Below are 13,439 nucleotides of genomic sequence, written 5' to 3'. Positions count from 1 at the left end.
CTATGAAATTCTATTTGCTCAGCGATAATATAGATACCCAGATGGGTATGAGGCTGGCAGGTATCGAGGGCAAGGTCGTACACGGTGAAAAAGAGGTAGCACAGGCACTTGATGAAGCCATGGAAATGAAGGACGTTGGAATAGTCCTGATGACGGAAAAAGCGCTGAAAGAGTGCCCCGATAAGGTCATGGACTACAAGCTCAACCGTGCGACTCCCCTTATTGTTGAGATACCCGACAGACACGCCACAGCGAATATCTCCGATACTATATCCAAGTATCTGGCTGAGGCTGTGGGCATAAAGCTGTAAAGCGTTGGAGGATTACAATGACTGATCAGACACAAAAGCTGGAAAAATTCAAGCAGGCAGTATTCGATGAAGCTGCCGAAAAAGCTGCTGAGATAATCAGGGAGACCGAAGAGCAGTGTGCAGAGATACTGGCTGAGGCTGAAGCTGAGGCAAGAGATTTTGTCAAGCAGAGCAGGGCTAAGGCTGAAAAGGAGCAGAAAGAGGCTGCACAGAGAGCGGAATCCGCAGGCAGGCTGGCACAGCGCAGAAATGTTCTGAATGCCAGACAGGAAGTCATAGACAGGGTGTTCTCGAATGTAAAGGAAAAGCTGGAAGCTTTCAGACAGAGCGCTGATTATGAGAAGCTGCTTGTAAGGCGCGTTACCGAGTGTGCTGCGGTATACCCCAATAAAAAGGGCGAGGTACGTTTGGCAGCGGCTGATATGAAGTACGCTTCCGCGCTTACCTGCGGCGGCAGATTTACTGTCACCGAAAGCGCAGGCATACTTCTGGGAGGACTCATGGTGGTATTCCCCGAAGATAATCTGGCGCTTGACTGCACTTTCGATAACGAATTCAACAGACAGAAGAGCGGCTTTGCAGGCAGAGCAGGGCTCGGTACTGACCTGTAATACAGCCTGTGACATGATATCTCCGACTGACACAGTCAGGATATATGTCGTTCACTATGATTCATCATATATACCGAACTCCCTCGGGGCTTTGGTAGAGTTCACATAAAGGGCGTGAATAAAATGAGTACGGAAACAATGGATAAGATATATTCGGTCAACGGACCTGTCGTTACGGTGCGCAATACCAAGAGCTTTGCCATGCAGGAAATGGTTTTTGTCGGCGAGAAAAGGCTGATAGGCGAAGTTATCCGCGTAAGCGCCAAGGAAACGACTTTGCAGGTCTACGAGACTACCACGGGACTGAAACCCGGTGAACCTGTTTACGGCACGGGTGCGCCTATGGCGGCAACTCTCGGCCCCGGAATACTTGATAATATGTATGACGGCATCGAAAGACCTCTGAAAAAGCTGGAGGAGATAAGCGGTGCGTTCATATCCGAGGGCGCTAACGTCCCCGCGCTTGATACCGAGCGCAGGTTCGAGGTAAAGCTGACTGTCAAGAGGGGAGATAAGCTCCTTCCCGGACAGATATATGCTACCTGTCCCGAAACTGCACTTATCACACATAAGTGTATGCTTTCTCCGCTTTCAAAGGGCGGCGAGGTAATATGGACAGCTGTGACAGGCAAGTATACCGTCAATGACGTTATTTGCAGGATACGCGATGAGTACGGCAGGGAAGAGGAACTGACCCTCTGCCAGAAGTGGCCTATAAGAACACCCCGCCCCTGTGCGGAGAGAATGCCTATGTCGAGACCGCTGATAACAGGTCAGCGTATAATCGATACCGTAGTACCCGTGGCTAAGGGCGGCACTGCCGCTATCCCCGGCGGATTCGGTACTGGCAAGACCATGAACCAGCACCAGATAGCTAAGTGGTGCGATGCTGATATCATCGTATACGTAGGCTGCGGCGAGCGTGGAAACGAGATGACACAGGTACTTGAGGAATTCAGCGAGCTGATAGACCCCAAGACACAGCGTCCCCTGACAGACAGAACTACAATGATAGCTAACACCTCGAATATGCCTGTTGCGGCAAGAGAGGCTTCCATATACACAGGTATCACTCTGGCAGAATATTACAGAGATATGGGCTATCATATAGCTATAATGGCGGATTCCACATCCCGTTGGGCTGAGGCTCTCCGTGAGATATCGGGACGTTTGGAAGAAATGCCCGCAGAGGAAGGCTTCCCTGCATATCTGCCCTCGCGTATATCCGAATTCTATGAGAGAGCAGGATATGTGAAGACACTGAACGGTGCAGAGGGCTCTGTTACCATAATAGGTGCGGTATCTCCTCAGGGTTCGGATTTCTCTGAGCCTGTTACACAGAACACCAAGCGTTTCGTAAGGTGCTTCTGGGCGCTGGATAAGGCTCTGGCTTATGCAAGACACTATCCCGCTATCAACTGGAATACAAGCTATTCTGAGTATACCGATGACCTCTCAGCGTACTACCGCGATAACGTTGCTCCCGATTTTATGGAGGTAAGACAGCAGATATCAAATATACTGGTAGAGGAAAACAGTCTGATGGAGATAGTCAAACTGATGGGTACGGACGTGCTCCCCGATGACCAGAAGCTGCTTATTGAAGTAGCAAGAGTAGTGCGTGTAGGTTTCCTTCAGCAGAATGCTTACCATAAGGACGATACCTATGTGCCGCTGGAAAAGCAGTACCGCATGATGAAGGCTATACTCAAATTCTTCGAGCTTTCAAAGGATGCTCTCGCAGAGGGCGTTGCCATCGACAGGATAATGTCCAACGGCTGGGCTGACAAGCTCATAAAGATAAAGTACGATATCCCCAATGACAAGCTGGAAATGTTTGACGACTACGAGAGGGATATGAACGAGTGGTACAAGAACGCGGAGGTGGTCTGAGTTGAATATAAAATATATCGGTCTCAGCGAGATAAACGGACCTCTGGTCGTTCTCGATAAATGTAAGAATGTAAGCTATGACGAGATAGCCGATATCGAGCTGGATAACGGCACTCACCGTCTGGCGCGTGTTGTTGAGGTATACGAGGATAAGGCGGTATTGCAGGTTTTCGAGGGTACCAAGGGACTCTCGCTGAAGAATACAACCACAAGCTTTGAGGGCAGACCGATGGAACTCCCTCTGGGCGGTGAAATGCTGGGACGTATCTTCAACGGCGCAGGCAAGCCTATCGACGGTCTCGGCGAGATAGTTGCCGAGGAATACCGCGATATCAACGGCGAACCTCTGAACCCCGTATCCAGAGTGTATCCCAGAAACTATATAAATACAGGCATTTCGTCCATAGACGCACTTATGACTCTTATCAGAGGTCAGAAGCTGCCTATATTCTCGGGTTCTGGTCTTTCGCATAATAAACTTGCTGTGCAGATAGTTCGTCAGGCAAAGATAGCTGACGAAGCAGGTCAGGATTTCGCAGTAGTTTTCGGCGCAATGGGCGTTACCAACGATGTTGCTGATTACTTCCGCAGAAGCTTTGAGGAAACAGGCGTTCTCCAGAGAGTTTCCATGTTCCTCAACCTTTCAAACGACCCTATAATCGAGCGTATACTCACCCCCAGATGCGCACTTACCTGTGCTGAATATCTGGCATTCAAGAAGAATATGCATATCCTTGTTATACTGACGGATATGACTTCATATGCAGAAGCTCTGCGTGAGTTCTCGTCTTCAAAGGGCGAGATACCGGGAAGAAAGGGCTATCCGGGATACCTCTATTCCGACCTTGCTTCGATTTATGAAAGAGCGGGCATCGTAAAGGGCGCTAACGGTTCTGTAACACAGATACCCATACTCACAATGCCTAACGATGATATCACTCACCCTGTTCCCGACCTTACGGGATATATCACCGAGGGTCAGATAGTTCTGGACAGAAACCTTGATGCTACGGGCATTTACCCCGGTGTTGCCATACTGCCCAGCCTTTCAAGACTTATGAAAGACGGCATAGGCGAGGGCTATACCCGTGAAGATCACCAGATGTGTGCGAACCAGCTGTTTGCGGCGTATGCTAAAGTTCAGGACGCACGTTCGCTGGCTTCTGTTATCGGTGAGGAAGAACTTACTGCCACCGATAAGGCTTACCTGAAATTCGGCGAACTGTTTGAAGCGCATTTTATCGATCAGGGATTTGAGACTAACCGTTCGATAGAGGAAACCCTTGACCTTGGCTGGAAACTGCTTTCGTCACTGCCGAGAACTGAACTTGACAGAGTCGATGATGAACATCTGGACAAGTTCTATAAGCCTGAAGAAGCGTATACCTAGAGATAATGAGGAGAGATCTGTATGACATCGTATGAGCTCATAAAATTGGCTTTTGCCATTGCAGCAGTCATTCTGGGAGTTGGTATGCTTGTAAAGCCCGAAAGGTGCCTCAAAAAGGGCAGCGAGGGCAGTGAAGCTGAGATAAAAAAGTATCGCAAAGTAGGTGCTTTTGTCACTGTGGTCGGTATACTGGTCGTTGTGCTTAATATCGTGCTTATAGTGAAATACTGAGTCAACAAAAAGTAAGCGAGGGTCTCGTTTCTTATTTCCGAAAGGAGTGAAAAAGCTTTGGCTGTACAGCAGGTGTTCCCAACAAAGGGCAACCTCATAGCAACTAAGAAAAATCTCCAGCTGGCTGCACTGGGTTATGAACTTCTCGACAGAAAGCGTAATATTCTTATACGCGAGATAATGACGCTGGTCGAAAAAGCCAAGGAACTCAGAAGCTCCATAGAAGATACCTATAAGGAAGCCTATGAGATGCTGAAACTGGCTAATATGTCAATGGGTGTTATAACCCCCTATGCCGAATGTATGCCCATCGAGGACGGTATCGAGCTTTCCTCAAAAAGCGTTATGGGCGTGGAGCTTCCGCAGGTCATTTACCACGAAACTCCCCGTGAAGTCTGCTATGGGTTCGCAAGAACTGATTCTCAGCTGGACAGGGCTTTTCTCGCCTTTGAAAAAGTTAAAAGGCTGACTGTGACCCTCGCCGAAGTTGAGAACAGCATCTACAGACTTTCCGTGGCAATAAAGAAAACTCAGCGCAGAGCAAATGCGCTGCAGAATATCATAATCCCCCGCTATACCGATACTGTGAAGTTCATCGCGGATTCTCTGGAAGAAAAAGACAGAGAGGAATTCTCGCGTATGAAAGTCATAAAGGCGGTAAAGCTCAAAAAAGAAAACGAAAACAATGGGGAGGGACAACAATGAACAAATTCAAAAAAGTGATAGGCAATTTTACGGTGCTCTCTGTTTTCTGCATAGTAATGGGCATCGCGCTGATAATCAGACCTGATCTGTTTACTAGGGTAGTTGGTCTTGTAATTGGCGGTATAATCACCACAATGGGTGCAGTTGCACTGCTGAGATACCTGATACGCACCAGAACAGACCCCGATAACGCAAGCGGTCTTGTAAGCGGGGTGGTACTTATCATCGCAGGTGTGTTCGTAATGGTAAGACCCGACTTTATCCCGAAAGTAATAGCTTTCGTCTTCGGCGCTTATATGCTGATAAGCGGTATAACCAATATTCAAGGTGCTTTCTTGTTGAAAAAGACCAACAGCACCCGCTGGACAAAAGCTCTGGTGATCGCAGGGCTTACTACACTGGCAGGCATGATGCTGGTAATAAATCCCATACTGCTGGCTGATGTTACTGCCCGACTGATGGGAGTTTGCCTGCTGATATCGGGAATGTCCAATATCGGCGGTACTCTGCTGACAGGCAGGAACAAGAATAATCCCAATATCAGATTTGATAACAGGGATAACGGACAGAATTTTATCGATATCAACTAATGCAAAAAGCAGTCCTTTGTGGGCTGCTTTTTTGTTGTTAATTATGCAAAACTGACGTACTGTGGTATTGACATCGGGGGCAGTTCTGTGATATACTATAATTTGTCATGAATATGTTTTTTAGGAGCGTGTTATAAATGAAAATTAAGATATTTGCAGCCTGCTCAGCCGCCATGTTGATGCTTGCGGGCTGTGGAAATACCATCGGGCAGAATAAGGATATGGTGGTTGACCCAAAACCCAAGACCACCGAAGCTGTGCCAACAGTAGATGAAGACAGTGCAGAGTCTGAAAAGTCCGAAGAACCCACTGAATCTGCTGTAGATGACAAGAAAAAAGACGATAAGAAGGACGAGAAAAAAAACTCGAAGGCTACCACCACAAAAGCCCCAGAAACTACCACCAAAGCAGTTACTACAACTGCTGAACCCGAACTTGGTTCCTATGAGTACTTCAATGGCTGTATACTGGCGAATTCAGGTACATCGCAGGTGCGTGCTATGGAGGAGTATTATTATAACTCCGAGAACGGCAGATATCTGGCGGACTGTGTTGACGTCTACGCAGACAGCGTGGGAAGCGGTGTAAATACCTACCTTATGATGATACCGACTTCGCAGGAATTCTATATTCCCGATGACCTCAGGGGCAGCTACCCCGACCAGAAGGAATGTGCTGATGAGGTGTATTCCATGATGACTTCGGGCAAGAGCGTGCCAATAAATTCCACACTTGAAGACCACAAGGGTGAGTACCTCTACTCCCGCAGTGACTACCACTGGCAGCCACTGGCAGCGTACTACGCTTCAAAGGTATTTGCTGAAAAGGCAGGAGTTGATTTCGCATCACTGGACAGCTACGAGAAAGTTGAGCGCGAGGGCTATCTCGGCGCATTTTATTCGGTAAACGGCATTTATCCTCTGGAGGATGCTCCCGATACTTTCACCTACTACAAGCCTGCAAATCTGGACTCTCTCAGCGTGCTTTTCCACGATACCTATTTTGGTGAGGGTGTGCCCAGCTCGCTGTTCTTTGAGGACAACGACATCTCAGCAAGCTATACCGTGTTTGTCGGCACAGATGATACGATACTTGAAGTTGATACCGACGTTGACAATGACAGGGTGCTGGTGATATTCAAGGACAGCTACGGCAACGCCCTTGTGCCTTTCCTGACGTCCTCGTTCTCGAAGATATACCTCTGTGATAACAGATTTTTCAATATCAACTCCGTTGATTTTGCAAAAGAGGTCGGTGCAACAGATGTGCTTTTCGCCCTGGGTGCGGCATCGTCCAGCAGTTATGACAAGATATCACTGATAGAATCAAATATGAACCAGTAAAAAATAGACCCGTCCGACGGATATTGCCTGTCGGACGGGTTTTACTATAACTTATTCTTTGTCTTCGTCGGAAAGATACTCTGTTTCGTGGGTCTTGAAGTACTCCTCTGCGCTGAGTTTCAGCAGACGTTCAGCAGGTGCCTGCAGCCGCACGAATTCCTGTTCGGCAGTTATAGCGTTGAAGCCGATCTTCAGGCGTATAGCCTGTTTCAGGTTCAGTATATCCACATCGTCATGCACGCCGCCCGATTCACCGTCGAGAGCCCATGCGAGGGGCTGTTTGCTCTTTATTTTCAGGTGAGAAGTTTTGAATGTTACAAAGTTGGGACCTGTCAGCTTGTTTATAGCCGCCTCCGCCAGGATGCCGCTGAGTTCGATGGCATTGTTTGGCGTCCTGATAAGGCAGACCTCAAACAGACCGTCATCGTAGCAAACGCCGTCCTGAATGAAGTTCTTCATGCCTGCGATACTCTGGGAATTGGAAATAAGACCCAGCGCAAAACTGCCCTCGATGACCTCGCCGTCATGCTCGATAGTGAGGTCGTAACCTCTTATCTCGTTTATGCGGCGCAGAGCCTCAACAATATAAGCAACGTGACCGAAACGGTTCTTGTACTCCTGCGGAGTTTCATAGGATACCGCTGTAAATGCGCCGAAAGCCGCCACATATACGAAATTCTTGTTGCCGTTGAACAGACCGATATCGTAATCGAAGAATACACCCTTGGCGATGGCATTTGCACAGTCAACGGGCTTGTTTGGCAGACCCAGGGACATACCAACATCGTTTGTAGAGCCTGTGGGGATATATCCCAGAGGTATTTTCTTATCCAGCGGGATAAGTGCGCTTACGGCTTCGGAAAGGGTGCCGTCGCCGCCGCTTGCCAGTATAAGGTCGTAGTTGTGAGCATCTTCTCTTATCTTGCGCTCGCCATCCCCCGAACACTGGGTGGGGTAGACCGTAACATCAAAGCCCTCTTTGGTAAAGATATCCACGATATTGAAAAGCTCGTTCTTTATCTGACCTTTACCCGCAAGGGGGTTGAATACGAAAAGCAGTTTTTTCATTTGTTCCTCCGATAGATGTAGTATTGTTCTCTGAAAATATGTTTTCCCGAAGTGGCAGAGAGATACGTCCGTCCCTGCCATATCCGAAGATATTTTTTTATTTGATATTTTAATTTTATCACGCCGCTTTTTTCTTGTCAATACCCTTTGTGTTAATAAACCTTGCTTATGTTAGACAAGTCCATGTTTTATCGGCTTCTGGAAGAAAATTCTATCGGAGGTAGGTGAGTATTCAATTATCTGCCTGTTTATCCTTTTTTACAAAAAGCACAAAGCTTATCACCGCAGTAAGAACTGTAAAGCACATCACAGCGAAGAACAGTTCGATGCTGTTCAGCTCTTGTATCTTTTGAATGGCGGTCTCACTGCCGAAGACCGTCAGCAGGATCGCGGCACCCAGATTGTTGTTTATCATGTGGATAAAGGATGCGGGATAGATCGACTTAGTCTTTTCGGTCACAAGGGTGAGGAAGCAGTTCATCAGCACACAGAACAGGCACATCATCAGTATTCCCACAAAGGGATAGCCGGGATAATCCGTGCCGAAATTGTGCCCTGCTATGGTGAGAGGGGCGTGCCACAGTCCCCAGATGATGCCGCCCACAATTACCGCGGCGGGCTTGGGCATAAGTTCCAAAAGCTTCGGCATCATGTAGCCGCGCCAGCCCCACTCTTCGCCAAAGGCAGGGAAGAAAATTATGACCGATGCCGCAAGCTGCAACAGATATGCGCCCATATTTTGCATATTGATATTCGGGTAGGCTTCATTAAACGCTGTGCCTTTCATAAATATCGCCCACAGCAGGAAAAGTTCCGCCCAGCCTTCTATCAGTTTGACAGCCACCGATGCAAACCAGTAGCCCTCTTTGCCTTTGAAATGCACACCAAGATAGGTGTTGTCAAAGCCCTCTTTTGTGACAAGCCTTGTGATGAGATGTGCCACAGATGGTATCATCATGCCGAAAACGCCTGTGAGGTATGAGATAACTGCAAGCTGTTCATTTTTGCCTGAATACAGCGGTTCTCCGTAGACCGACCACAGTATTGGTATCAGTATTGAAAGGGGCAGAAATGATATCACAAGAAATATCACCAGCCGTTTGACAGTCAGCTTTTTCTCACTGCTCATAATTCTCTGCCCCCTCTCTGAATACCTTGACGGATATCTTACAGGAAAGACGGTATGCCCCACAGCTTATAAACGGGAACAGGGATATCGGGAAAAGTACTTTGCCGCTATTCAGCCAGTTCATAAGTGCTTTCAGCGGGTCATCGCTGTTTATCAGCCATGAGATATCGCCGAACATCAGGTATATTAAAAGCAGCATAGCGATAAAGGCTATCACAAGACCCTTGATGGCGATACCTTTCTGCGAGCCGAAGCGTATAACGAAGGGTATCTCCACTGCCGAAAGCAAGAGCCGCCAGCTGAATATCATCGCAAGCAGGGCGGTAGCGGAGAAAGCTCCTCCCAGGATTCCGTATATCACTGTATCGGTCATGAATGTGATGAAAAGCACGATCAGAAACTGTAACAGGATATACCAGTATTTGGATTCAATGTGACCCTTTCCGCCCTGCGGCAGCGACATGGCAAAGGCACTTGCGGTCTTGTTTTCATCGGCTTCAAACAGCAGGTTAGAGGTCAGTGAGGGCATCATAAATGCAAAATAGTACAGCAGTAATAACATCAAAGTGCCGCCGTTTTCTTCGGAAATTAAATCTTTGCCGTTCAGGGCACAGCAGATAATTGCTATAGCACAGCATATCAGCGTGACGATAATGTTTAAGCGGAAAGAAGAAAGGTTTATCCGAAAGTTCTTGTAAAGCAGACCCCTCATTATTTCTCCCTCCTTTTGTAAAGCAGATACATGGATACGAACAGCACCACGAATGAAATGCCAAGCATGGTGAGCATCAGCGGGCAGTATTTCCGGGTCACGTTCGTCAATTCAGAGAATATCTCACTGATATCCATAGTTTTGTCTGTAACATTAGTATTTTTATTACTGCGTACTGCAAAGATGATGAAGAAAGCCATAAGCAGAAAAGTAGTACACAGCCAGCCCTTATCTACGCTTTTGAGCAGTGTGACAAATATCTGCGCCAAAATGCTTATCATGGACATTACAGCTATAGTTACCGCTATCAGCGAAATATCACCGTATGTGAGCTTTTCTCCGAGGGCGATATCCATAGTAAAAAGATATACCACGGAAAGTATAGCCCCTAAGGTTGTCTGTATGGCTGATGATACCGTCTTTACAGCCGCGAACCTCATGGGGGTCATGGGGGTGCAGTGTTCAAACCTGTTCCATTTGGTCATTATATCTTTGCCGGCCGTATCCGCTGAAACCGTACACATCAAAGCTGCTGACATGAGCGGTAAAAACTTCATGGTCAAAATGATAGTGAGCCCTAAGATCTCGGACGCTTCTTTGTTTTTGATGATGCCGCCCTTCAGGTCCTTGCCGAACAGCAGACCGAAGTTGCCGTATTTAACACTGAGAAGCATCAGCCAGCCCAGCAGCACCGAACCTAAATAAAACAGCAGAGCCGTTTTATAGCTGATTTTCCCGAGATAGTATTCGCGGTACAAAAGCCCTGTGAACGAACCTTTTTTCATCAAGACCACTCCTTTTTGCCGCGGTTGACATAGAACAGCATTATCTCTTCAAGAGTCGGCTTTTCGATTATCGCCCCCGAGTATTTTTGGGCGGCACTCCTGCGGTCGGCGGTCATAAGTTCCGCGCCGAAATCGCTGAGCCTTGCGCTGATGTAGTCCGCAGGATCTATCTCGGTGACATCATCTTTGGTGCATTTGATGATGCCGTGGGTATCCAGGATATCGTCCTTGTAGCCTGTTATCAGTATCTTGCCCTTATCGATGAAAGCCACGCTGTCGGCTATTTTTTCAAGGTCGCTGGTGATGTGGGATGACATGAGTATCGACCTGTTGCCGTCCATAAGGTACTCGCGGAAGATATCAAGTATCTCGTTGCGCACTATGGGGTCAAGACCTGTGGTTGCTTCGTCCATTATCAGGAGTTCCGCATTGTGGGAAAGTGCTGTGGCTATCTGCATTTTCATCTTCATGCCTTTGGAGAATTTCGAGAGCTTTTTCTTTACGGGCAGACCAAATCTGTCGCACAGCCTGAAAAACTCGTCCTTGTCCCAGGTCCCGTACAGCCCCGAAAACATCTTTGAAAGGGCTTCACCTGTAAAGGAATCATGGAATGGCAGTTCATCGAATACCACGGCGATACGCTCTTTTATGGCGTATTCGTCCTTGATGTGGTCAAGTCCCAGCAGTTTTATCTCGCCGCTGTTTATGCCGATGATATTCAGCAGTGAGCGGATAGTGGTGGTCTTGCCTGCGCCGTTCTGCCCGATAAATCCCATGATAGAACCCTTTGCAACGGTGAAGCTGATATCGTCCAGCGTAAAGCCATCATATTTTTTAGTTACGTTCTTTATCTCGATCGCATTCTCGTATTCAGTCATTGTCATTCCCCTCCGTATACATAATATCCACCATCTCTTTGAGGTCATCTGCGCTAAGACCGCACAGCCTTGCCTTCTTGCAGACCTGCGCAAGCATCTCCTCAGTCTGTCTGATAGTTTCTTCACGAAGAAAATCCGTGTTCTGCTTTTTGACAAAACAGCCTTTGCCTGTGTAATTCTCGATATAGCCCGAGCGTTCAAGCTCCTCGTAGGCGCGTTTTGTGGTGATAACGCTTATGCGCAGCTGTGCCGCAAGAGTGCGCATCGACGGCAGAGCGTCCCCTGCGGTGAGCGTACCATCCATTATCTGCGCCTTTATCTGCTCTGTTATCTGCTGATAGATCGGCTCGTCTGATTCGTTGCGTAAAATAATATCCATAGTATCCCCTCGAAGAAAATTGTATATATACACTATACACAATATAACATACATAAGCACGGTTGTCAAGTAGTCCTGCAAAAAAATTTTCGGCGGTAGAGGAAAAATGCGCAAAAAAGACCCGCCGAGGGATATCCCCCGACGGGTTTGCCGCTTATGACCGAGCTTCTGCGGCGGAAGCTTTTCTGACGTTCACCGGTTTTGTAAAAAAAAATCAGAGAAAACATTGTACCTTACTAAATAACGGATAACAAAAAAAATAACCAATAACCTATACCATGTACCTGATCTCTGTACTCATAAAAGAATAAATCTTTTTTTGGGAACGTCAGCGGAAGATCAAGCCTTTTATCAAGGCTCGAATTCCATTGTTACGGTGCTGTTGACCAGATCAAGAGCAGTCTGCAGTTTTGCCAGGGTGTTACGAGCATTTTCGTAATCAGCCTTTGCCTGTGCAGGGTCGTAGTTGGTGTATGTGTAGTCGATGATATTATTGTAGTTGCTGGAAGTGCATCTGCGCTTGGGCAGCACGTTCCTCATGGCGAACAGCTTGGTTATGCGTGCATTCAGCTGAGGTATGTACACCAGCACCTGGTCTATGGTCATATCGAATCCGGGGACTTCGGTGGTGCAGTTGAATACATTTATGGTGTGTTTCAGCTTTCTTATCTTTCTGTCCAGCTCCTCCAGCTGTGCCTGAGTAGATGCGTAGTCGTATTCGGGACGCAGTTCATCGGGGTCTTCGCCCACAGCTGCGTTGTACTCCTTGCCGTTGCGCTCTGCTATGCAGAGATTGTTGTATTCATCGTTGTAGCCTTTCAGTATCTTAGCTGCTTCTGCGGATGTTATTTTCATAGTATCTCCTCCTCGGTGATGTTCTTGTCTGAGGTGTCCCTCGTTGTTTTCTGTACTGATTATACCATAACGAACCGAAAATATCAACTAAAAAAATCTGCGATGCTGTGTTATTAAATATGGTTATCCTTCTGACACTTCACACTGAACCGTCTTTTGACGGGCAAGATCAATAGTCGGCGGTATTCTTCGCCGTGCCGAAATGCGGATAGCCATAAAGAAATTTTGCCCCCGAGCGTTGAATGATATAATCCCCTGTTACAATATAATTGACGGGTAAAACCTTGCACACCGGTAAGGATTTACACGTACTTGTTACTTAAGCTATAATGAAAGCAGTAATTGGAATGACGATAATCCCCTTGGGACAGAGTGCCCGCATCTAAGACTGTCATCCATGCTTTCATTATAGCGTTCGTTTTATGCAGGTTGAGCCACAGTATGTGCGTTCGTGTCACCAAACAGATTGAATAGGTAATGAGTAAAGTGTGGTTTGCCCGATTACAATTTCAATTCAGGAGATGTATTTATTATGAACGCAGTAGGTATTGATGTTTCC

General features: G+C 47.2%; 15 protein-coding genes. 8 read left to right on the top strand and 7 right to left on the bottom strand.

Annotated elements, in window-relative coordinates; translation table 11 throughout:
* Positions 1-2: 2 nt before the first annotated feature.
* The 8 genes from BM265_RS09520 (at position 3) to BM265_RS09485 (ending at position 7,074) form a co-directional block, all read left to right on the top strand.
* The gene (locus BM265_RS09520; protein ID WP_024858292.1) at positions 3-311 is read left to right on the top strand and encodes a V-type ATP synthase subunit F; all 309 of its coding nucleotides are present in this window, start codon (positions 3-5) and stop codon (positions 309-311) included.
* Positions 312-328: 17 nt separating this feature from the next.
* Entirely contained in the window at positions 329-922 is a 594-nt protein-coding gene (locus tag BM265_RS09515) for a V-type ATP synthase subunit E (RefSeq protein WP_074961330.1), read from the top strand.
* A 138-nt stretch (positions 923-1,060) separates the two neighbouring features.
* Positions 1,061-2,815 carry a V-type ATP synthase subunit A gene (locus BM265_RS09510; protein ID WP_074961329.1) on the top strand — a complete coding sequence of 585 codons (1,755 nt, stop codon included), beginning with the start codon at positions 1,061-1,063 and terminating at the stop codon, positions 2,813-2,815.
* Position 2,816: 1 nt separating this feature from the next.
* A complete protein-coding gene (locus tag BM265_RS09505) occupies positions 2,817-4,205 on the top strand; it encodes a V-type ATP synthase subunit B (protein ID WP_074961328.1) in 1,389 nt (462 codons plus the stop codon).
* Between the two features lie 21 nt (positions 4,206-4,226).
* On the top strand, positions 4,227-4,436 hold the full coding sequence (locus BM265_RS09500; RefSeq protein ID WP_074961327.1) for a hypothetical protein: 210 nt from the start codon (positions 4,227-4,229) through the stop codon (positions 4,434-4,436).
* Positions 4,437-4,493: 57 nt separating this feature from the next.
* Positions 4,494-5,141, top strand: coding sequence for a V-type ATP synthase subunit D (locus BM265_RS09495; RefSeq protein ID WP_074961326.1), 648 nt, complete (start codon positions 4,494-4,496; stop codon positions 5,139-5,141).
* On the top strand, positions 5,138-5,731 hold the full coding sequence (locus tag BM265_RS09490) for an HdeD family acid-resistance protein (protein WP_074961325.1): 594 nt from the start codon (positions 5,138-5,140) through the stop codon (positions 5,729-5,731). Before BM265_RS09495 ends, BM265_RS09490 begins: the two co-directional genes overlap by 4 nt.
* Positions 5,732-5,868: 137 nt before the next feature.
* A complete protein-coding gene (locus BM265_RS09485; protein WP_074961324.1) occupies positions 5,869-7,074 on the top strand; it encodes a DHHW family protein in 1,206 nt (401 codons plus the stop codon).
* Positions 7,075-7,125: 51 nt separating this feature from the next.
* Here BM265_RS09485 and BM265_RS09480 read toward each other — a convergent pair whose 3' ends face one another.
* From BM265_RS09480 to BM265_RS09450, 7 genes are all read right to left on the bottom strand, one after another.
* Positions 7,126-8,142: a diacylglycerol/lipid kinase family protein gene (locus BM265_RS09480; protein ID WP_074961323.1), complete on the bottom strand. Its 1,017-nt coding sequence runs from the start codon at positions 8,140-8,142 to the stop codon at positions 7,126-7,128.
* A gap of 232 nt (positions 8,143-8,374) precedes the next feature.
* The gene (locus tag BM265_RS09475) at positions 8,375-9,271 is read right to left on the bottom strand and encodes a CPBP family intramembrane glutamic endopeptidase (protein ID WP_074961322.1); all 897 of its coding nucleotides are present in this window, start codon (positions 9,269-9,271) and stop codon (positions 8,375-8,377) included.
* Positions 9,261-9,983, bottom strand: a complete 723-nt coding sequence (locus BM265_RS09470) for an ABC-2 transporter permease (RefSeq protein ID WP_074961321.1) — start codon at positions 9,981-9,983, stop codon at positions 9,261-9,263. Before BM265_RS09470 ends, BM265_RS09475 begins: the two co-directional genes overlap by 11 nt.
* A complete protein-coding gene (locus tag BM265_RS09465) occupies positions 9,983-10,768 on the bottom strand; it encodes a hypothetical protein (protein WP_074961320.1) in 786 nt (261 codons plus the stop codon). The genes BM265_RS09470 and BM265_RS09465 overlap by 1 nt, the downstream gene beginning before the upstream one ends.
* A complete protein-coding gene (locus BM265_RS09460) occupies positions 10,768-11,646 on the bottom strand; it encodes an ABC transporter ATP-binding protein (RefSeq protein WP_074961319.1) in 879 nt (292 codons plus the stop codon). Before BM265_RS09460 ends, BM265_RS09465 begins: the two co-directional genes overlap by 1 nt.
* Positions 11,639-12,025, bottom strand: coding sequence for a GntR family transcriptional regulator (locus BM265_RS09455; protein ID WP_074834179.1), 387 nt, complete (start codon positions 12,023-12,025; stop codon positions 11,639-11,641). Before BM265_RS09455 ends, BM265_RS09460 begins: the two co-directional genes overlap by 8 nt.
* Positions 12,026-12,376: 351 nt before the next feature.
* On the bottom strand, positions 12,377-12,880 hold the full coding sequence (locus BM265_RS09450) for a hypothetical protein (RefSeq protein ID WP_074961318.1): 504 nt from the start codon (positions 12,878-12,880) through the stop codon (positions 12,377-12,379).
* Positions 12,881-13,439: the final 559 nt, after the last annotated feature.

The sequence above is a fragment of the Hominimerdicola alba genome (genome assembly GCF_900112155.1).
Lineage (GTDB): Bacteria > Bacillota > Clostridia > Oscillospirales > Ruminococcaceae > Hominimerdicola > Hominimerdicola alba_D.
Note: the sequence above shows the minus strand (reverse complement) of the source record. Positions and strands in the feature narration are given on the sequence as shown.

Coding starts and splice junctions, on each gene's coding strand:
- BM265_RS09520 (WP_024858292.1), top strand. CDS start 3: ATGAAATTCTATTTGCTCAGCGATAATATAGATACCCAGATGGGTATG.
- BM265_RS09515 (WP_074961330.1), top strand. CDS start 329: ATGACTGATCAGACACAAAAGCTGGAAAAATTCAAGCAGGCAGTATTC.
- BM265_RS09510 (WP_074961329.1), top strand. CDS start 1,061: ATGGATAAGATATATTCGGTCAACGGACCTGTCGTTACGGTGCGCAAT.
- BM265_RS09500 (WP_074961327.1), top strand. CDS start 4,227: ATGACATCGTATGAGCTCATAAAATTGGCTTTTGCCATTGCAGCAGTC.
- BM265_RS09490 (WP_074961325.1), top strand. CDS start 5,138: ATGAACAAATTCAAAAAAGTGATAGGCAATTTTACGGTGCTCTCTGTT.
- BM265_RS09485 (WP_074961324.1), top strand. CDS start 5,869: ATGAAAATTAAGATATTTGCAGCCTGCTCAGCCGCCATGTTGATGCTT.
- BM265_RS09480 (WP_074961323.1), bottom strand. CDS start 8,142: ATGAAAAAACTGCTTTTCGTATTCAACCCCCTTGCGGGTAAAGGTCAG.
- BM265_RS09475 (WP_074961322.1), bottom strand. CDS start 9,271: ATGAGCAGTGAGAAAAAGCTGACTGTCAAACGGCTGGTGATATTTCTT.
- BM265_RS09470 (WP_074961321.1), bottom strand. CDS start 9,983: ATGAGGGGTCTGCTTTACAAGAACTTTCGGATAAACCTTTCTTCTTTC.
- BM265_RS09465 (WP_074961320.1), bottom strand. CDS start 10,768: ATGAAAAAAGGTTCGTTCACAGGGCTTTTGTACCGCGAATACTATCTC.
- BM265_RS09460 (WP_074961319.1), bottom strand. CDS start 11,646: ATGACTGAATACGAGAATGCGATCGAGATAAAGAACGTAACTAAAAAA.
- BM265_RS09455 (WP_074834179.1), bottom strand. CDS start 12,025: ATGGATATTATTTTACGCAACGAATCAGACGAGCCGATCTATCAGCAG.
- BM265_RS09450 (WP_074961318.1), bottom strand. CDS start 12,880: ATGAAAATAACATCCGCAGAAGCAGCTAAGATACTGAAAGGCTACAAC.